Source organism: Actinoplanes italicus, from assembly GCF_003001815.1.
Taxonomy (GTDB): domain Bacteria; phylum Actinomycetota; class Actinomycetes; order Mycobacteriales; family Micromonosporaceae; genus Actinoplanes; species Actinoplanes italicus.
Genome location: NZ_PVMZ01000040.1, coordinates 1 through 19,414, shown reverse-complemented (window position 1 = coordinate 19,414; position 19,414 = coordinate 1). Strand labels below are relative to the sequence as shown.

10 protein-coding genes are annotated in these 19,414 nt (G+C 66.8%); all 10 read right to left on the bottom strand.

Annotation, left to right across the window (positions count from 1 at the left end; translation table 11 throughout):
* Window positions 1–94 precede the first annotated feature (94 nt).
* The 10 genes from CLV67_RS48605 to CLV67_RS48565 all read right to left on the bottom strand — a co-directional run bounded on the left by CLV67_RS48605 (window position 95) and on the right by CLV67_RS48565 (window position 18,958).
* Window positions 95–394 (bottom strand): putative quinol monooxygenase, encoded by a 300-nt coding sequence (locus CLV67_RS48605; RefSeq protein ID WP_106330797.1) that lies wholly within the window; start codon window positions 392–394, stop codon window positions 95–97.
* Between the two features lie 198 nt (window positions 395–592).
* Window positions 593–2,404, bottom strand: a complete 1,812-nt coding sequence (locus CLV67_RS48600) for a glycoside hydrolase family 15 protein (protein WP_106330796.1) — start codon at window positions 2,402–2,404, stop codon at window positions 593–595.
* Between the two features lie 78 nt (window positions 2,405–2,482).
* Window positions 2,483–3,142: a response regulator gene (locus CLV67_RS48595; RefSeq protein WP_106330795.1), complete on the bottom strand. Its 660-nt coding sequence runs from the start codon at window positions 3,140–3,142 to the stop codon at window positions 2,483–2,485.
* Complete coding sequence (locus CLV67_RS48590; protein ID WP_106330794.1) at window positions 3,139–4,296, bottom strand: sensor histidine kinase; 1,158 nt, start codon at window positions 4,294–4,296, stop codon at window positions 3,139–3,141. Before CLV67_RS48590 ends, CLV67_RS48595 begins: the two co-directional genes overlap by 4 nt.
* A complete protein-coding gene (locus tag CLV67_RS48585) occupies window positions 4,293–5,129 on the bottom strand; it encodes a CPBP family intramembrane glutamic endopeptidase (protein ID WP_106330793.1) in 837 nt (278 codons plus the stop codon). The genes CLV67_RS48590 and CLV67_RS48585 overlap by 4 nt, the downstream gene beginning before the upstream one ends.
* A 74-nt stretch (window positions 5,130–5,203) precedes the next feature.
* Window positions 5,204–5,368, bottom strand: a complete 165-nt coding sequence (locus tag CLV67_RS52505) for a hypothetical protein (protein ID WP_170154293.1) — start codon at window positions 5,366–5,368, stop codon at window positions 5,204–5,206.
* Window positions 5,369–6,110: 742 nt separating this feature from the next.
* Window positions 6,111–6,758, bottom strand: coding sequence for a HEAT repeat domain-containing protein (locus CLV67_RS51560; RefSeq protein ID WP_444978870.1), 648 nt, complete (start codon window positions 6,756–6,758; stop codon window positions 6,111–6,113).
* Window positions 6,759–6,817: 59 nt separating this feature from the next.
* Complete coding sequence (locus CLV67_RS48575; RefSeq protein WP_146169625.1) at window positions 6,818–13,351, bottom strand: putative adhesin; 6,534 nt, start codon at window positions 13,349–13,351, stop codon at window positions 6,818–6,820.
* Between the two features lie 37 nt (window positions 13,352–13,388).
* Window positions 13,389–18,068, bottom strand: a complete 4,680-nt coding sequence (locus CLV67_RS48570; protein ID WP_146169624.1) for a LamG-like jellyroll fold domain-containing protein — start codon at window positions 18,066–18,068, stop codon at window positions 13,389–13,391.
* Window positions 18,069–18,766: 698 nt separating this feature from the next.
* A complete protein-coding gene (locus tag CLV67_RS48565) occupies window positions 18,767–18,958 on the bottom strand; it encodes a hypothetical protein (protein WP_106330789.1) in 192 nt (63 codons plus the stop codon).
* Window positions 18,959–19,414 lie beyond the last annotated feature (456 nt).

The window sequence follows — 19,414 nt, the reverse complement described above, 5'->3', positions numbered from 1 at the left end:
CCAAGCACGTCAACTCGGCCGAAGGCAACCCGCGGGCGCTCGAAGGATCGTCCTGGCGCGACGCCCGCGGTGCTACGGCCGCAGCACCGCGCGGTCACCCCTTGGCCGGGCCCAGACGCAGGAACTCCACCCGTGTGGCGGTCAACAGCGAGTCCTTCGCCTCATGGAAGCGCCGGACGTGCTCTGCGTCCTCATGCGCTTGGAAGGCGTCACGGTCTCGGTAGACCTCGTAGAAGACGCGGGCCAGCGGCTCGCTCTCGACGGCCGAGGTGGCGTATGACAGCGTGCCGGGCTCATGCTCGGTGATCTGCTCGACGACAGCCGCCGTCAACTCGTCGAAGCGCGCTGCGGCGGCCTCATCCCGGCAATCGAAGCGAACCACCAGCGCAAACACGTCAGCCGCCGTCCCTCGTCAGCCGGATCGTCGCGCGGCTGTGAAACACAGATCATATTCGCGTCACTGCTTCCGCAGGTCCGGCTGCCCTGTCAGACCGAGGTGGTGATCTGCGCCGCAGCCGTGGGTCTGAGTCGCCCATGGGCCCACACGGAAGGCAGTCAGGGGCCGACCAAGGCCTGTTTCAGAAGTCGACGATCAGCGTCGGCCGGTGTGCTGCTGGGTGGCGTCGGCGCTGGTGCGGGTGGTGGTTCCGCTGAGCTGGCGGGCGGAGTTCACCAGGCCGACCATGCTGAACGCCTGCGGGGTGTTGCCCATGTGCCGACCGGTGGCCGGGTCGTACTCCTCCGCGAGCAGGCCGACGTCGTTACGCAGGTCGAGCAGCCGCTCGAACAGCTGCTCCGCCTCCGTGCGCCGGCCGATGGCGTCGAGCGCGTCGACGAGCCAGAAGGTGCAGGCCAGGAAAGCCCCTTCGGTGCCGGGCAGGCCGTCGACGCCCTCGGTTTCGGGACGGTAGCGCAGTACGAAACCGTCCTCGCAGAGTTCGTTGCGTACGGCGTCCACGGTGCCGATCACCCGCGGGTCGGAGGCCGGCAGGAACCCGACGCGCGGGATGAGCAGCGTGGCGGCGTCGAGGCCGCGGGAGCCGTACGACTGGGTGAAGGTGTTGCGATCGGTGTCGAAGCCCTTGGCGCAGACCTCGGCGTGGATCTCGTCGCGGACCGCACGCCACCGGTCCGCGGATCCGGCCAGGCCGTGCTGCTCCACCGCGCGGATCGCGCAGTCGAACCCGGTCCACGCCAGCACCTTGGAATGCACGAAGTGCCGGCGCGGGCCGCGTACCTCCCAGAGGCTGTTGTCCGGCAGCCGCCAGTTGCCCTCCAGGTGTTCCAGCAGGGCACGCTGCAGGTCCCACGCGGTGTCGGTGGCCGTGATACTGGACTCGCGGGCCAGGTGCAGGCTCTCCAGGACCTCGCCCCAGACGTCGAGCTGCAGCTGGTCGGCGGCGCCGTTGCCGACGCGGACGGGGCTGGCGCCCTCGTAGCCACGCAGCCAGTCCAGCTCGTACTCCGGCAGCCGGCGGGTGCCGTCGAGCCCGTACATGATCTGCAGGTCGGCGGGGTCGCCGGCGACGGCACGCAGCAGCCACTCGCGCCACGCCTTCGCCTCGGCGACGTAGCCGGTGCCCAGCAGGGCCTGCAACGTGAAGGTGGCGTCACGTAGCCAGCAGTACCGGTAGTCCCAGTTGCGGGGCCCGCCCCACTGCTCGGGCAGCGAGGTGGTCGCGGCGGCGAGGATGCCGCCGGTCGGTGCGTAGGTCAGCGCCTTCAAGGTCAGCAGCGAGCGGCGTACGGCGTCGGGCCAGCGTCCGTCGTAGTCGCAGCGGCCGATCCAGTCCCGCCAGAAGCGTTCGGTGTCGGCCAGCGCCCGCTCGGCGTCGACCGGCTGAGGGCGGGGCAGGTGGGACAGCTGGTAGGTCAGCACGAACGGGATCCGCTCCCCCGCCCGCACGGTGAACTCGGCGACCGTGGTGCGGTTCTCCCCGTGCAGGTCGATGTCGGTGCGTAGCCACACCGCGTCCGGTCCGGCGATGGCGCCCAGGTCCGGGCCGGTGCGGCGGACCCACGGCACCACCTTCCCGTAGTCGAAACGCAGGGTCAGATCCATGCGCATCGGTACGGCTCCGGAAAGGCCTTCCACCATGCGCACGACGTCGGCGGCCTTGCCTCGCGGCGGCATGTAGTCGATCACCCGTACCGTGCCGTCCGGGGTGTCCCACTCGGTCTCCAGGATGAGCGTGTCGTCCTGGTAGCGCCGGCGGGTCGCCGGGCCGCCCGCGACCGGTGCCATCCGCCAGTGCCCGGCCGAGTCGTCGTGCAGCAGCGCCGCGAAACAGGCCGGCGAGTCGAACCGCGGCAGGCACAGCCAGTCGATCGACCCGTCCCGCCCGACCAGCGCCGCGGTCTGCAGATCGCCGATGACGGCGTAGTCCTCGATGCGTCCAGGCACGTCGCTCCCCCTCGAACCGTTCGTCAAGGCCTACCCGTCACCGGCGAGCGGAAACGGTCCGAGGGCTTGTCAACCGCTTCAGACCACCAGGCCACGGCGGTACGCGTACACGACGGCCTGAACACGGTCGCGCAGGTCGAGCTTGGTGAGGATGCGCGAGACGTACGTCTTGACCGTTTCCTGGCTGATCACCAGTGCCGCGGCGATCTCGCTGTTGGACAGGCCCTCCGCGATGAGCCGGAGCACCTCCAGCTCACGCGGGGTCAGCGGGCCGCCGTCCGGAGCGTCCTCGGCCGGGCGGATACGGGCGGCGTACCTGCCCACCAGCTGCCGGGTCACCTCCGGGGCCAGCAGCGCGGCACCCGTCGCGACCGTACGGATGCCGCCCAGCAGCTGCGCCGGCGGGGCGTCCTTGAGCAGGAAACCGCTGGCGCCCGCCCGTAACGCCTCGTAGACGTACTCGTCGAGGTTGAACGTCGTCACCACGAGCACCTTCACCGGTTCGGGAACCCCGGCGCCGGCCAGCAGGCGGGTCGCCCCGATCCCGTCGAGCACCGGCATCCGGACGTCCATCACGACCACGTCCGGCCGGAGCCGGGCGGCCAGATCGACCGCCGCGCGCCCGTCGCCGCACTCGCCGACGATCTCCATGTCGGGCTGGGCGTCGATGATCGTCGCGAAGCCGGCGCGGATCAGCTCCTGGTCGTCGCAGACCAGCACCCGGATCGCGGCGGTCACGACGGGTCTCCGGCGGGGATCCGGGCCCGGACGACGAAGCCACTGCCGGGCTGCGCGTCCGCGCTGAAGTCGCCGCCGAGGGCGGTGACCCGCTCGCGGAGCCCGGCGAGGCCGCGCCCGCTGCCGCCCGGGGACACGGATCCGGATCCGGGCCCGTCGGTGCTGATCTCCACGGTCGTCCCCCCTTCCCCGTGGTGGACGTGAACCCTGGTCCGGCTGCCGTGCGCGTGCTTCAGCGCGTTCGTCAGCGCCTCCTGCACCACCCGGTACGCCGCCACCTCGGTGCTGCCGCCGACCGGCGACGGCGTGCCGTCGCGGACGAACTCGACCGGCTGCCCGGCCTGCCGGATCTGGTCGACCAGGGCGTCCAGGTCGCCGGCGGAGGGCGTACGCGGATTGCCGGTGTCATGATCGGGATTGAGCAGGTCGAGCAGCTGCCGCAGGTCGCCGACGGCTCGGCGGCCGGTGCCGGTGATCGCGGTCAAGGTCTGCTCCAGCTTGTCCGGGGCGCCGGTCAGATACCGCGCCGCCTCGGCCTGCACCACCATCGCCGTCACGTGGTGCGTGACGACGTCGTGCAGCTCCCGGGCGATGCGGGTGCGTTCCGCGGTCCGGGTGGCCTCCTCGACGTGGCGGCGGCGTTCCGCCTCGGCGGCCCGGTTCTGGCGCAGCCACGCCCCGACGCCCCACGCGGACGCCAGCAGCAGGTAGAAGGTGGTGAACCCGACGAGGCCCTCACCCGAGCCGAGCCGATCCAGGGCGAAAGCCAGCAGTACGTACGCCGCCGTGGCGAGACCCGCGACGAGCCGGCGGTGCCGTTGCAGGTGGGCGCCGGCGCTGATGAGCGCGATGGCCAGTCCCGTACCCGCGACGGTGTGGTAGCGCAGGAGCTGATCGAGCGCGAAGCCGAGCGACACCAGCGCGAGGCAGACGGCCGGCCACCGGCGGCGGACGGCCAGCGGCAGGCACTCCAGCGCGACGACAGCGACGGTCATGGCGTCGTACGGGCGGTCCGGGAGGTTGCCGAGCTGCGTGCCCTGCCGTTCCAGGGCCGGAACCGCCGCCGCGACGGCGAACGCCAGGGCGATCGGGAGATCCCGGACCGTGACCGGCCACCGCCGCCACAGGCCCGGGAACCTCCGGAGCTTGATCACCGGGTGACTGTAGCGGTTGCCGGGGACTGCGCCGTGCGGCGTCGGCGCGCGACGATGTGTCCCCGGCGCTTGGCCATCCACAGGAACACCACCGTCAGCACCACGCCGGCCAGCACCGCGTACAGGCTGCCCTCCGGCCCGAAGGCGCCCCCGCTCACCGCGACCGGCCCCGACGTCGAGGCCTCCAGCAGGCCCTTCGACTCACCGTTACCCGACACCACGACGCTGAAGACGCCACCGGCGGCGAAGTTCCAGCCGAAGTGCAGGCCGATCGGCACCCACAGGTTGCGGGTGGCGGCGTAGCAGGCGGCCAGCATGAACCCGGCCTCGATCGCGATGGCCGTCGCTCCCCACAGGCTGGCGTCCGGGTTCGCCAGATGCATGGCGCCGAACAACACGCCGGTCAGGGCCAGGGCGATCCAGGTGCCGGCACGCTCCTCGATGATCCGGAACAGCACGCCGCGGAAGACCAGCTCCTCGGTGACCGCGGCGGCCGCCATCAGCCCGAGCAGGCCCAGTGCGCCGGTCGGCGAACCCCACCCTTCGACGTGGTAGCCGCCGAGGAACGCGATGTTGGCGATGACTGCCGCGAACATGGCAAAGCCGATGAGCGTCCCGAGGCCCAGCTTCCGGCCCCAGCCGTCCCGGCCGAGTTCGGCAGGCTCCCGGCGTTCGGTACGCCGCACGACCCACCGGTAGACGACCACGGCCAGCAACGCCGTCACAGCGCCGATCACCAAGGTGGGGAAGAAGGCGCCCTTGACGGCGGCGGCGCTCTGCCCGCCGACGAGAGCGACGGCGGCGACGGCGAGGAACTGTTTGACGAATCGCATGAGGACTCCTTCACGGACCGCGACCGGAGCGGCGCGGACAGGAAGAAACCTATGAATTTCCGCCGCCGTAATCGTCACCGTGCGGTGGACACTTGCGGGTAGCTCTCACGGGGGACAACCCCGACTCGGGCGCGCATGGCTTCCATGGTGGTCTTGCCCTCGGCGAATCTGTGCCGATAGTGGCGGCGGGCATCGGTGTCGTTGCGACGCTGGATGACGGCCCTGTTGTCCAGCATCATCGGTCCTCTCCACCCGGCGTGGTCGCCGATCGATCCTGCAGCCAGCCGCACGATGTGGTCTCGCCACGCAGACTCCGATGCCCCGGTTCGATCTGGTCTTGCTTGACCTCGGCATTGCGCAGGAGCTGGGGCCCACCGGGGAGGCGATCTGACGGCCGGTAACCTCGACGACGAGCTCGCCTTCCTCGACGCGATCACCGGCCGGCTCGTTCAGGCCGCCGACGCCGTCGACGGCCGGCACGAACGTTCCCGGCCTGCCGGCGACATCTCCCGGATCATGGGCGCGGCCATCGCGCACCTCACCGAGAGCCCCGGCAATATGGTCGCCAGCGCCGGTGAGCAGGTTGCCGTGGCCCACCGTGAGTGCGCGGCCGTGACCAGTCGTCGGCGGACTCGTTCCGGGGTCCTGATGTCGATCGACACCCATCTTGCCGGTCAGCCGGCAAGAATCCGGGCTTCGGCAACGTGGCTCACCGGGGCTCGCTGGCCACCACGGCCGACCAGTCGGTCACCGACCGATACGCGGTCCGCGACGAGGCCGACCGAAGCTGGAGCGGGGACGCCGGCCCCGCATTGCGCGACAAGATGCACGACGGCAGCAGACGCGCCGACGAGTTACGCGCTGACGCTGAGCGTGCCGCGCAGGCGCCCCGTACCATCCTGGATCCCGGACCCGCCTGTGGCGCTGACCGGCCCGGTGACCGTCGAGCAGGCAAACGCCTACGTGGCGCCTGCGCCGAGATCACCCCGTCTTCTCCTGAACACTTTCGATTCCCCTGAGTATCTCCCCAGCAGCCACATCGCCGCCCAACTCCCCAACGGCATCTGCGCCGAGGACCATACCCAATGATTCCCCGATCTCGAACCCAGCATTGTCGAGAAGGATTGGGTCCGTTGCGGCCACTCTCAAGGCCTCTACCGCCCGAGCATCTTTCCAGTTGGCAATGTCGAATATGGCATTCCATCGGATCTCGGGATCTTCCACCTCATCCCTGAGAATAGCGGAAAGGCGTTCCGCCCTCCAATCCCAGGCCAGTTCCGAACCCCCGCCGAGCGCCTCCAGGAAAGCATCGGGCGGACTGTAGCGATGAACCTCCATGTAATGAAGCAGCAACTCAGGGGCAACGAATGTTTCACCGCTCGACGAGTAATAACGATATTCGCCGTTTCCCGAAGCAGCATCGAGATCACCACAGAAGTCGCAAGCGTGGTAACCCATCATCTTGTTCGACACCCGGCGTGAGGCCGCGCGAACGACCTCATAGCCTGCATCCGGCGCCGAGCCCCGCAGCCCGCCCTGAAAACCCATCTCCAACCCGAGCCAACCGACGTTCAGCATCGGAAGAGGCGAGGGCGCATACGAGTAAGGAGAGAGGTCACGATATTCCACATCAACTCCCGAGTATTGAATGATCGGTCATGCCGGAGCCGCCCGTCAGCCACGCAAGCCTATCCCGAGACCGATCGGCATGCCGCCCAGTGGACCGTACCCTGCCCCTCTTCAAGCAGATTGCTCAGCAATGTCCGCTCGAAGACGAGAGTCATTCCTTCTCGGTACGAATCCCCCACCTCCAAGGGGTAAAGAGCATAGTTCGGGATCCTGGAACCTGGACCCTTGACATCTACCGGCCCCATCCGCGTATCCCCCCCGACCATCAGGGTCTTAAATCTATTGATCTCGGTGCCATGCCCCGAATAGAACGCGACCGAAGTACCCTCGGGAACGGTGATGTAGCCATCCGCAGAATCCCAGCCACCATGGCCATGAAGTACTTTCTGCCCATCGGGACGGTACGGACCAGTCAAGGGCCTCAATTGCCCCTTGTCCTTGGCGTAATTCCTCTTGCCAGCCGCCGGCATGCCGTCGGCCGCACCGGCACTCGCCTTGGAAGCAGAATTCCGGAAGCCGCCGCGGGTGAGACCGCTGACGATGTTTCCGGCTTCCTTCTTGGCCGCCGAGGTACCGGCGTTGACGGCAGCCTTGGCTCCGGTGCCGGACAGCATCGAGGACACGCCGGCTTTAATTCCGGCTCCGCCCACGGAGAACAGGCCTCCGGTGACGCCACCGACGATGGCACCGCCTACCGCGGCCTTGGTCATGCCGCCGAGACTCCAGTTGCCCTCATGCTCGACGGCGGTGTTGACGGAGTACTCGACTGCGCCGGCGACGGCACCTGCTGCGGCACCGCAGGCGACGGCGCCGACACCGGTCCAGCCGATGGCCATGCCGCAGCCAATACCGACAACCGCTCCGGCCGCCGCGCCGGCGATCTCCGCCTTGTGGTCGTCTACCCAGTTACCGGCTTTGCAGAGCCATCCGCAGGGTTCCTTCTTCGGCGGTGACTGGGTCTGCGGTGCGGCCTGCGCCTGGCCTGACGGCTGGGACGGCGGCTCTTCCTCCTGCGTCGAGCTGGTGCTGGGAGGCGTCTCGGTGACCGTGCTGCCGCCGCCGCTCTCCATCGGATACATGAGGCCGCTGGGGTCGGCGTTGACGATCGGGTTGTTCCCGGCGTACGCATAACCGTTCATCGACTGCGGATTGCTGCTGTCCATGACCGGGTCGACGGAGATGAACCGCCCCAGCGCCGAGTCGTACTCCCGGGCACCGATGTGGATCAGGCCGGTCGGGTCTTCCGTACCGCCGACGAAGCCCTTGGTGTTGGCCCAGGTGACATTGGGGCCGCGGCTGGCTCCGAACGGGGTCTGGCGGCGGACGGTCTCGGTCTGGGTCACCGAGTCGATCGACACGTTCTGGGTACCGTGGTGGTCGCTGGCGAGCCAGGTCAGGCCCTTGCTGGTGCGTTGGGCAAGGGTGCTACCGGCGAAGGAGTAGTAGCGGGTACAGGACTGCGTGGCGCTGCTGTTGTTGTAGCGGACCTCCTGCCCCGGTAGGTACAGGGTCCTGCCGTTCTTGTCACGGCTGATCAGCCGGTTGCCGTCGGCGTCGTACAGGTAGCTGTTGCTGCCGCTGGTGTCGGTGACGCTCTGCAGACGGTTCTCGGCATCCCAGACGAGCGTCTGGGTGCCGTTGGGACCGGGCCTGGTCTTGGTGTTGCCGGCTTTGTCGTACGTGTAGGTGGCGGATCGGGTTCCGGTGCTGTCGACGGTCGAGGTGCTGCGCAGCACGTGCGGCTGGCCGGTGGTAGGAACCGCCGGTGTAGTGTCGGCGAACCGGTAGGTGGTGCTGACGTCACCCTTGGCGGTGGCGTGATCGACCAGTCCGGTCCGGGCTCCAGCCGCGTTGTAGCTGTAGGACTGCCAGTACGGGGCGGGACCGCCGAGGGTCGCGTTGGTGGGCGCCGCGATGCAGTCGTCCGATGCCGGGGTCCAGGCGTCCTGGAGCCGCCGGTGACGGTCGTAGGTGAAGCATTGGATGTCGGTGAAGCTGCCGCCGGCGGGCTTGTCGGCGATCTTGGTGACGTTACCGACGTCGTCGTAGGTGTACTTCTGGTCGGTGACGGTGTTGGGGTTCTTGCCGTCGCGGTGGACGCTGATCTTGTTGAGCCGGCCGGTGGTGGCGTCGGTCTCCAGCGAGACGTAGGCCCTGGAACCGGTGCCGCTGAACTTGCCGGTGTAGAGGGTGTATTGGGTGGCGTGGGCGAGCGCGTCGTACTGACTGTCGGAGACGATGCTGCTCTCGATGCCGTTGCCGTACAGCGTGGTCATGTCGAGCGGCTGGTCGTGATCGGTGTAGCGATATTTGATCGTCTCGGCGTTCAGGTCGGCGGTCGCCGGATAGCTCATGGCGGCGAGACTGCCGTCTGCGTTGTAGCCGTTGGTGTAGGTGTAGCTCCCGCCCAGGCCGGTCTCGCCGGTCGGGATGGTCACCTTGCTGACCTTCGGCCGGTAGTTTTCGTCGTACTGGGTGACACCCTTGATGTACCAGCGGCCGGAGTCGATGCGGATCGACTGGAATACCTGTCCCAGGACGGGGGTCACGCCGTCGGCGAACGTCGCCTGGTCATAGTCCCACTGCGCGACCTGGTTGTTCGAGGTGACGCTGCTCTTGTAGAGGGCCACCCTCCTGCTCAGCTTGTCATAGGCGCTGATCAGTACCTGACCGTTGCCGTCGGTGGTGCTGGTGACCCGGCCCGCCGTGTCGTATTTGGTGGTGGTGGTGCCGCTGTCGGGGTCGATGCTGCTGGTCCGACGGCCGAGCAAGTCGTAGCTGTAGGCCCACTGACTGCCGTCAGGCCCTGTCACCGAGGCGAGCAGGCCCTTGGAGTTGTACTTGTAGTCGGTCTTGTCGTAGTCGTCGCCGCTGGGTGTGCGGGTCGGGTACTGGCGTACCTGGATGGTGCGGCCACGGGCGTCGGTCCAGGTGGAACTGGCGGTGGCGCCGGCCGGGGGTGAGACGTCGACGTGGTCGCCGCCGTAACTGGTGGTGGTCCGCCAGCGTTCGACGCCTTTCGGCTGGAACACCGAGGCGATCTGCCGGCCCGCGGCGTCGTACTCCACCGAGGTCTGGTTCGGCACGTCCTGCTGGGTCAGCGGCTTGACGAGCTCGGTTCCGGGCGATCCGGTCTTGTCGTAGTAGGCGCCGTAGCTGAGGACCTGCCGGCCGGCGGAGTCGTAGAAGGTGTCCGACAGGATCCGGCCGCCCGACGGCGACGCGGTCTGGGTCTGCCGGGTACGCAGGAGGCCGTCATAGAGTGTGTAGGACTTGGTGACGCCGCCCTTGGCATTGACGTGGCTGGTGGTGACGGCGTTGACCCCGTCGGTACGGATCAGATAGCTGTACTCGATGTCAGGAGTGCCGGTGCCGGGTGTACTACCGGGTTTCCAGACCTTGGTGAGACGACCGAGACCGTCGTACTCGAGGCTGGTACGCAGCTGGTTGACGTCGACGGTGGCGGTGGACAGACCCCACGCCGGCTCGACGAAGGATTTCGTGGTCCAGCCGAGCGGGTTGGTATCGACGGTCTGGGTGACCGGGCCGGTGGTGGCAGGTGTGTAGGCGGTCTTGGTTTCGTTGCCGAGGACGTCCCAGGAGTTGGTGACTCGGCCGAGATCGTCGAAGGCACTGCGGCTCACCAGGGCGTACGACGGACTGCCGTTGTTGTACGCGTCCATCTGCTCAACCTTGGTCACGTCACCCTTCTTCGGGGCGACACCGTAGTTCTGGTCGTCGTAGTAGGTCCGCCCGTCGCCGATCACCTGATCTTCGGTCAGCCCGCCCGCGTCAGCCTTGACGCAGTCGACAGCGAAGGTCTGAGTCCGGTGCGGCATCGACAGGATCCATGCCTTGGTGTTGCGCGGCTCATAGGTGGTCTTCACGCACTGTTCGTCACCGGGGACCGCAGCGTCACCCAGGTCCTCGGTCTTGACGACCTGCCCGTACCCATCGAAATGGTGCTTGGTGGTGGTGGTCCGGACCCACGGAGCGTGGTCGAGCGTGGTGCGGGTGTGGGTCGCTGCGGTTCCGGTACGGCGGGCGTGGGTGGTGACCTTGTTGATGGTGCGACTGGCCGTCGGCTCGGACTTCCACGGTTCGTTGAGCTCGCCGGACACCTCGGCGCCACCGACACCGAGCAGAGTTCGCGTTTCCCGGGTGACGCCTGCGAAGGCCTCGTCGTCGGGAACGGAGCCGCCCTGTGAGTCGGGAACCGTCGCCGAGCGGGTTCCGTTCGGCAGGTGATCGCCGTTCATGCCACGGAAGTAGGTTGTCTCGCGGTAGGTCTGCTCCCCGGGATCACCGGTGAGGACACCGACCTTCTGGTAGCCGCGCCACTGGTTCCAGGTCTTGGCGTCCTTGTCGATCAGGCCGTCATCGTCGCTGTAGTGCCAGGCGGGGTCACCGATGTAGCGATACTGGTACAGCACGCGCGGGGAGCCGCCCGTGCGGTCGGTCTCGGTGACCGAGTTGACGACGTACTTCGCGAAGTAGTCGACCAGTTCGTCGTCGTGGCCACTCGGTGTCCACCGGACCGGGTAACAACGGAGCTTGTTGTTCTCCGGCACCGTGGGAACCTTGCTGCCCTTGACGCAGTCGCTGTCCAGGTAGTCGACATGCAGAATCGAGCCGGTCTCGGTGTTGATGTCGGTGAGACGGTGCCAGTTCATCGCCGGCGAGTGGTCGACACCGTCGATCCGGTTCGGTTTCGGGTATCCGGTGAAGGTGACGTCGGGAAGCTTCGTGGGGGTGCCTACGAGCCCGGTATGGCTGACTTTCTCGAGCCAGAGGCCGGCGCGGGTGCCGTCCTCGGGATCGGGGTACGAGTGGGTCAGGCCCCACTGCTCGACGTCACGGAACTTGCCGGTCGTCTGCTCGTACACACTGGTGGTGATCGTGGTCAGCCGATGGGTCGACCAGAAGGTCGGGGCCAGCGGATCGCATTCGGTGTCACTGGTGCAGCTCAGGTCCCACGGGGTGTCCGGCCACTTGACGGCGTCTTTCGTGCCGCAGTCGCTGAGGCAGCGGTCACCGTAATCGAAGTCGACACGAGCTGTTGCATGCCCGCTGAAGATCGTGTCGGTCCCGGTCTCGAGATTCGGCAGTACCCGGGTGCCATAGCTGACGTGATCGAGGTAGCCGCCCCGGGTGTACGTCCGTACCTTGCCGAGGCCGAGCGAGTAATAGTTGTTGGTGTCCGCCTTGTACCAGTACGACATGCTGTTGCCGTGCGGGTCGACGACATAGGAGAGGTTCCACCGCCACGGCGTGGTACACGATGAGGCACTGAACTCCGGCTTGTAGCACGGCTCGCCGCTGTGGTTGCTGAAGATCGGCGCGGTCCAGGTGGCATTGGTGTTGTCGTCACCGGCGGACCAGCCCGGCAGTTTGTTGCGGCCGAACCAGTACTGAGTGCCGGTGGTGGTGGTGACCACCCACCACTCGCCGTCGTGGGTGCCGTTGTCGGCGCCGAACCGACGTTCGATCCGCGATCCGTCGTCATTACGTAGATGCCACAGATTCTCGTTGTCGGCATCCTGGATCAGCTCGCCACCGGCGCCACCGAGACTCATGGTCGCGTTGTCGGTCACCCAGCACATGTCTGCCGAAATCTTGTGCAGATCGCTGGTGTTGTTGCCGTCTTTCTTGTCAGCCGAGCACGGCTTGTACCTGCGCTCGATGAAGCCGCCGGTCGACAGCTCGAAGCCCTCGCCGACCTCGGACGGCTGGTTGTTCGAGGCGACCATCCGGCCATCGACGGACTGGGCGGAGTACTTCAGCTCCACCGACGGCGACGGCCCCCCGATGCCCGGCGGTACCCGCATCGGGAACGACCAGGAGAAGTCGCCGGACGAGCCGCCTGCGGACCAGACGCCGGACGGCGACAACTTGGTGGCGCTGTACGACCCGGCCGCGCCGGACGGTGCGGCGGTGACCGCCATCAGCTGCGCCGACTCGACCGCGACGTCGGCGGACACCGCCTGCGCGACCGTGTCGTTGGTACCCGGCACCGCAATTCCCCGGCACCGGACCAGTTCGGGATCGGTCAGTGCGCATTCGGGCAGCTTGACCAGTTGAAGCCGGGTCGACCAGTCTGCGCCGTACGCGTTCGCGAACGCCTTGTAGTCGACGGTGACACCCACCTCGGCCCGGCCGGTCCGTCCGTCCGCACGCCGAACCCGGAACAGCACGCCGTCGACTGCAGCGCGCTGCGAGGCAGCCTGATCCAGTACATCCACCCGCATCTTCGACGGCTTCGCCGCCGCCAGTCTGGCGTTCGCCGTCGCCGACCCGTCACCGGAGGCCTGCCGGAACCGGATCGGAGCCTTGGTGTCACCGACCGTCACGTCGGCACTGGCTGCGGACGGCCATTTCGGTGACCGCCGATCGCCGGCCTGTTTCTGGGCCGCGCGCGCCGCCGGTTTCGTGTGCACCTTGCGCACCTCGACAGCCGGCATCTCCGGCGCCTTGGGCGGGGCGAACGGGTCCGGCTTCGCCGCCCACGTCGGCTGGGCCTGCATCGTCACAGCCAGCACGACCGCAAGAGCGGAGGCCAGCGCCGCGACGGGACGGGAGAAGCGGGTCGTCACCGGCGACCTCCACAGATCACGCTGTCGTTCGGTCATGTCAGGCCGCCGCAGGGGGGCGGAAGGTCACGGTCTTTCCGGCGCGCAATCCTCTGCCGTCCTCGTAGTAGATCAATTCGATATAGCTCGAGCCGCCACCGTAGAAATAGATCTCTGCATCACGCCCTGACGGGAGGTTCCTTGAACCGACAGTGATCGAACTGTCCTCCCCGATCACGAGTTGCAGATCGAAACGAAGGTCCGGAGAGTCGCGCACGGTCAGATCGCGCCATTCCAGGACGTATCTCCGATTCGGCGAAACACCTACGACGCCGGTATAGACCTTTGTCTTTTCATCGACGGCCTGCGGCGCACCCGGCCACATATAGACGCGACCACCGGCATTTGGAATGGAACCGCCTTGGAAGATGAGAGTTCCCCACCTGTCCACGGTGGCCGCAGTGAAGGAGTTATTGAAGAAACGCACAGGGAATGGCAGGCTCGTATTGATTTCACCGTTCAAAGCGAACTGCAATTCATTATCCGCAGCCATCCAGGCCTCCTCCGTAACCTCACACCAGTTACCGAAGGAGTCCGTCGCACCCCTCAATACGCCTTCATGCCAGCTGTCACCGTCCACCGTGGCCAACTGATCGTCGAGTTCGAAACAGCCTACATTCGCACCGATCTGGTACGTGCCATTCTCGACCCCGTCGATACGGAAGTACCCGGTGCCGTCGGTGACGGCGGAGTAGGAGCCGTCCATCCACACCCTGACGCCCTCACGGGCTTCGCCGGTCGGGTCGACGACCATGCCGGATATGGAGCCGACCAGGTTGGCCACGGACTCAGCCGGATGGATGAAAGTGACTGCTGCACCTGAGGCGAGAACCGGCTCCTGGAAGGAGTATTGCATCGCATAGTTGCCACCGGGGCTGGTGATACCGACGGTGGCGCCGGCACCCTTGGGCAGGTCTCCCGAGAGACCGGAGTAGTTGAAGGTGATGTCACCGTTCGGCGCGAGGATCGCCTCGAACGTCAGGCGGCTGGTAGTCCCGCGAATCAGCACGTTGCGCCATTCGACCACGAACCTCTGCCCCGCGCCTGTTCCGGTCACCGACGTCCACACGCTGGCCTGAGCATCAACGTCAAGGCTGCTCAAGAACGGTGCGACAGCCGCCCAAGGCGCGTTCCTACGATCCGGGAGGCTGACACCGACCTCGTAGTAGCGGCTCGAGGGATTCACGAAGGACAGGAAGCCATCGACTGATACCCATAGCGATTGGTAGGTCTTCCCGTAGTACGGCACCGCGAACGGCAAGTTCGGCACCTGCACAGCGGCTTTGTAGCCGGAGAGCGCCAGCTTCGTCGTTCCCGCTACGAACGGGGTGGAGGTCTTCACCCGGCAGACGTAGCCGTAGGTGTCCGATTCCGGGGCGATTCTGAGATTCCGCACCTCATCGCCGGTCACGGCCACTTCAGTCGTGGCGGTCATCGCCGCGCAGCCGCTTCCGGCGTAGGCAACGCTCAGTGTGTAGTCACCGGGATCGAGGCCGGTGAACGCGTATTCACCGTTCGCATTGGTGTTCTGGATCCGGTCTCCCGGTCGCAATCTGACGGGAACACCGGACAGCGCCGCATCGGTGATGGCGTCAACGACACGGCCGCTGAGCTTAGGGGGCTCGGTGAAGGTCAGAACCGAGCCGTGGGCAGCCGACTCAAGATTCCCGCTGTCGAGGCTCGTCAGTATCAGATGAGGGGTCCCGGCGCTGGTGACGGGCAGCGTAAGCGTCTTCTGACCGCCCGCCGCGGACAGCGTCTCGACCTTTGCCTCACCATTGGCGCCGACCTGATACCGCACCCGGGTCACGGTGGTGTCCCCACCGGCGGACACCACGGCGGTGAGCGTGCGTCCCACATAAGCGCTCGCACCGGCGGGAAAGGTCACCAGAGGCGGGTTCGGGCGTTGAAGAAGGGTGAACTCACCCTCCGTGCCCACTACCACCCGGCCGTAGATACGGACGTCGTCGATCGCTCCGGCGAAGAAGTTGGCAGGTACACCCGCTTGCCGGCCGCGGCCGATCGTGACCGGGCCGGTGGCGTCGAACGCCGCCGCCGCGGTCGCCGTGGCGGTCTGCAATGCGCCATTGACGTACAACCGCAGGACACGGGTCGTGCCGTCATAGGTCGCGAGCAGCCGGGTCCAAACTCCGGTGGTGGCGGTGGCGTTCGACAGCACGGCAGCCGTCACCGGGGCGTCGGCATCGGTGGCGGCCACGGCGAATCGCCACTTCTTATCGGCCACGCTGTAGCTGAGCAGGAACGGCGAGGTCCGGTCCCCATCCTGCGCCATGATGACCCGCTGCCCGGATCCCTCGGTACTGTCCAGCCGGACCGTCGCCGCCACGGTGAAGTTGCCGTTGGAGTGGAGACTGATCGGGTCACCGGTCTGCGGATCGTTGGTGGTGATGGGCCCAGCGGTCACCGCGGTGGTCGACGTCCCGTCGGCGAGCAGGGCCTTGCCCCAGCCCCCACGGCCCGGCGTCCAGGAGCCGCCGTCGACCGTCACCGTGTTGCCGTGCTCGCTGACATCCTTTCCGTCCTGCTCGTCGAAGGTCCAGCGAGCGTCCGGACCGGTGCCGGCGCGCACGATGAACTCGTACTCGAACGGCACCGCCGAGTGGTTGCCTGCCTTGTCCCGGGTCCAGACGCGCAGGTTGTATTTGCGGTCGACAGCCGGCGTGAATTTGAACTCGCCCTCACGGCTGGTCGCATTCGCCGTGATCTGGTTGGCGGCTGCCGCGCTGACACCGGGGTCGACCGTCCAGGCGTAGCCGTCAAGGTCGGTGGGAATCGTGGCCGGCGGCAGGACACGGAAAGTGCCCTCGGTCCCCACACCGCCATTCGCCTGCCCGTTGTTCGGATACGCCGTCGAGCTCGCCCCGCCCGGCGCCGGCGGCGGTGTGGCGTCGACGATGAACTCACAAGTGACCGACCGCTGGCCGTTGTCGATCCCGTCATTGGCGACGGCGTCGACGACATAGGTACTGCCATCCGCGAGCCGGCCGGACGGTATCGTCACGACTGCCGTCTGGCCGGGGGTCACCGATCCTTGGGCGATCTTGTCGTTGTCGTTCTGGGCGACACCGTATTTACGCCAGTAGAACGTGCCCTTCAACAGCCTGCTCGTGCCGTCCGGATCGGTCAGCTTCGCTCTGAGCTTGGGTGTCGTGGTCCGGATGTAGGGCCGGGACGTGCCACGAGCACAGGTCTTCTCCCCGACATCGACCCACTGCGGCGCATTCGGGTAAGAGTTGTAGGTGACTGAGAGCACCGCCGTGCTCGCGTCGAACTTCTTCCAGTGGTAGACGTTCGACTCACTGACTGCCCGCAGACCGAAGGTCAGTACCGTCGCGTCGCCCTTGGAAGCCGTCGTCACCGCTCCTACCACACCCCATTCGGTGTGATATCGCTTGCGGTCATAGGCATGACTCAGCGCAGTCGCCGCCACGCCGCCCCACTTGTCGACGCTGTTGGTCCATGTCGTACCGGAGTTGATGCCGCCGGTCACCACCCGGGCCTGAGTGCCGTAGTCGGTGTTCGAGTACGAGTAGACGGTGTCCATCGACAGGACAGCCTTCTGGATGTGCTTGTCCAGCAGGGTGCTGATATTGAAGGAGAACAGGGACCGATAGATCATCGCCTTGGGGGTGGTGGTGTAACCGACCTTCGCGCACGGCACCGCGGTGTGCGGGGCGGGACAGTCCCGGCGGTCGTAACTCCAGTACGACTGACTCGGATAGGCACTGTTGATCATCGTCCAGGTCGATGCACTGATCCCCGGGTCGATATACACGGGGAACTTCATCGCCTTGCTGCGCAGCATGGTGGTGTCCGGATGAATGACCAGGTGTCCCTTGTTTAGGGCCAGCGGCATCACCTTGGATCGCTGACCCGGCACAGCCAGCCGGGACGCCAGGCTCGGCCCGTCAGCACGAGAGTCGTCCGCCGGCTTCGACGAGTCCCACATCATCGGCGTGCCGGAACCGAAAAGCCGCACCCCGGAGTCGGTCACGGCGCTCAGGTCACCGCTGGCACCCTTCCGCAGCTTCAACTTGCGGGTTGCCATCTTGAACCGCACTGATGTCAGCGCCGGGTTGGCTGCTGCGGTGGGCGTCTTCACCACCAGCATCTCCGTGAAGCCTTCAGCCTCGGCCGTCAGAACCAGGTCGACACCCGGATAGACCTCGGCGTACGTCGCGCTGGCACCGGAGACTCTGGGGGCAGGAAGTTTGTTCAGCCAGGTCAGGCTCAGCCGTGATTCGCCTCTGCCCACCGTGATCGCCGGCCCGCTTCCACCGCCCGAGAAGGAGATGTCCAGAGCAGCGGCGGCAGGAACGAGTCGTCCCTCATCATCCGCCTCCAGTATCGGGTCGGGCTTGACCCATTTCCCGGCTGCGCTTCGTACCCGCCGGACCACCGCGGAGGTCTCCGATACGAAGGAGCCGTCCCCGGTCGCGAACACCTGGGTCCGCTCGTCACCGAGAGAGGTGACCTCGACCCGGCCACGACAGGCGACAGCTGCGCGAGCAGCGGCCGCCTCACCTTCGACCCCGGCCGGACACCTCTCCGGGCTTCGGGATGGTTCCGCGGCTGCCTCTGTCGCTGTGACCAGCGACGACGTGACGGTCAGGAGCGCCGAGACAAAGAACGACATGGCAAAACGCAGACGATGATGCATCGACACAGCCGACTCCCCGTAGGCCGAACAGTGATCGACAATTTAGGAGCCGCGCTAGATGACAGTCAATATCCGAAGCGAGGAGGCAGCAACTCGCAGCTACGGCTAGGGTGACGCGCAGTCACCAAACAGTGGAAGCCTGCGGAGGCGCGTCACGCCGTGACAAGTGCTCAAGATCAAGAATCAGCTGCCCCGGCAGCCGCACACGCGCCGAATCAAGGTTCGCGACTGCGGACAGTAACCCCTTCACGTAAACCTGATGCCAGCGTGAAATGAGACACATCCGACGATCATGCGCAGCGCACGTCGACTGCCTGGCACCGACCCGAACCGGTCGCGGCCCGCCGTAGACGAGTGGACGGGCCAACCAACGAGTCGCAGCGACGTTTCGACGAGCCGAATGTTGTGGTACCGCCCGCGCCGACAATCGCCGCCTTCGCCCTGCACGATGAAATAGCTCGTTCGTACGGTCAGGACGAGTGCCGCACTCCTGACGACCATTGATTGCAGCTTCGTCCGGCCGATTTCGGCTCAAGTTCTCGGCTCTGGACAGTGGCCGAGCCGCCGGTTCCGGCACACCCGGGGGCTGCACGCGCCTACGCGGAGTTGCTTGGCGCGGATCAGGAGCCGTCGCTCACCTGACGCAACCACCAGCCACGCGCCGCTCCTGGCCCGCAAACCCAGGAACACCGCCCTGGTCACCATGAAGAAGCGACCGCGCACCACAGCACGGTCACGCTTCCGCCCAGTGCGGCCACGAGCCGGGCGGCCACGACGAACAGCGCGGTTGCCACCAGACCGGCCACCGCCAGGTAAAAGCCGTAACCCGCGACGATGAGCACGCCGACTAGCCCGAACACCACCCCGCTGAGCGGTTGCAGCAACGCCATCGCCAACCAGAACCGGGGCCAGCCATGTACGGACGTCGCGCTCCGGACTGAGGAACGCGCCGGTCGGCCCGTGCCCGCCTTCCCGAGCTTCGCCTACAGCGAGTCCTGCGCGATCGTCAGCGGAGGCACCTGTCAGACCTACACCGTCAGTGCGAACAATTCGGGGCACTGGGTAAAGCACTCGGTCTGCGCGCTGGCGGGATCTTCAACTCGGTGGCATACGAGATCTACGAGGACAGCAACGGCGCCATCGTGAAGAAGGATTCGACGTCGTCGCTAGTGTCCTGCGCCTGAAGTTCGCCGGTTATTCGGTGTAGCGTCGGAGGATGTCGCGTGCTGGTCGTCCGATGGTGCCTCTGATTTTGACTGAGCGGGAGCGGGTGACGCTGACGAACTGGACGCGTCGGGGGTCGACGGCGCAGGTGCTGGCCAAGCGGGCGAGGATCATTCTGGCGT

What these genes read in the sequence shown, in the direction of transcription:
- CLV67_RS48585 (WP_106330793.1), bottom strand. Translation starts at nt 5,129, where the DNA reads ATGCGATTCGTCAAACAGTTCCTCGCCGTCGCCGCCGTCGCTCTCGTC.
- CLV67_RS52505 (WP_170154293.1), bottom strand. Translation starts at nt 5,368, where the DNA reads ATGATGCTGGACAACAGGGCCGTCATCCAGCGTCGCAACGACACCGAT.
- CLV67_RS48570 (WP_146169624.1), bottom strand. Translation starts at nt 18,068, where the DNA reads ATGCATCATCGTCTGCGTTTTGCCATGTCGTTCTTTGTCTCGGCGCTC.
- CLV67_RS48565 (WP_106330789.1), bottom strand. Translation starts at nt 18,958, where the DNA reads ATGGCGTTGCTGCAACCGCTCAGCGGGGTGGTGTTCGGGCTAGTCGGC.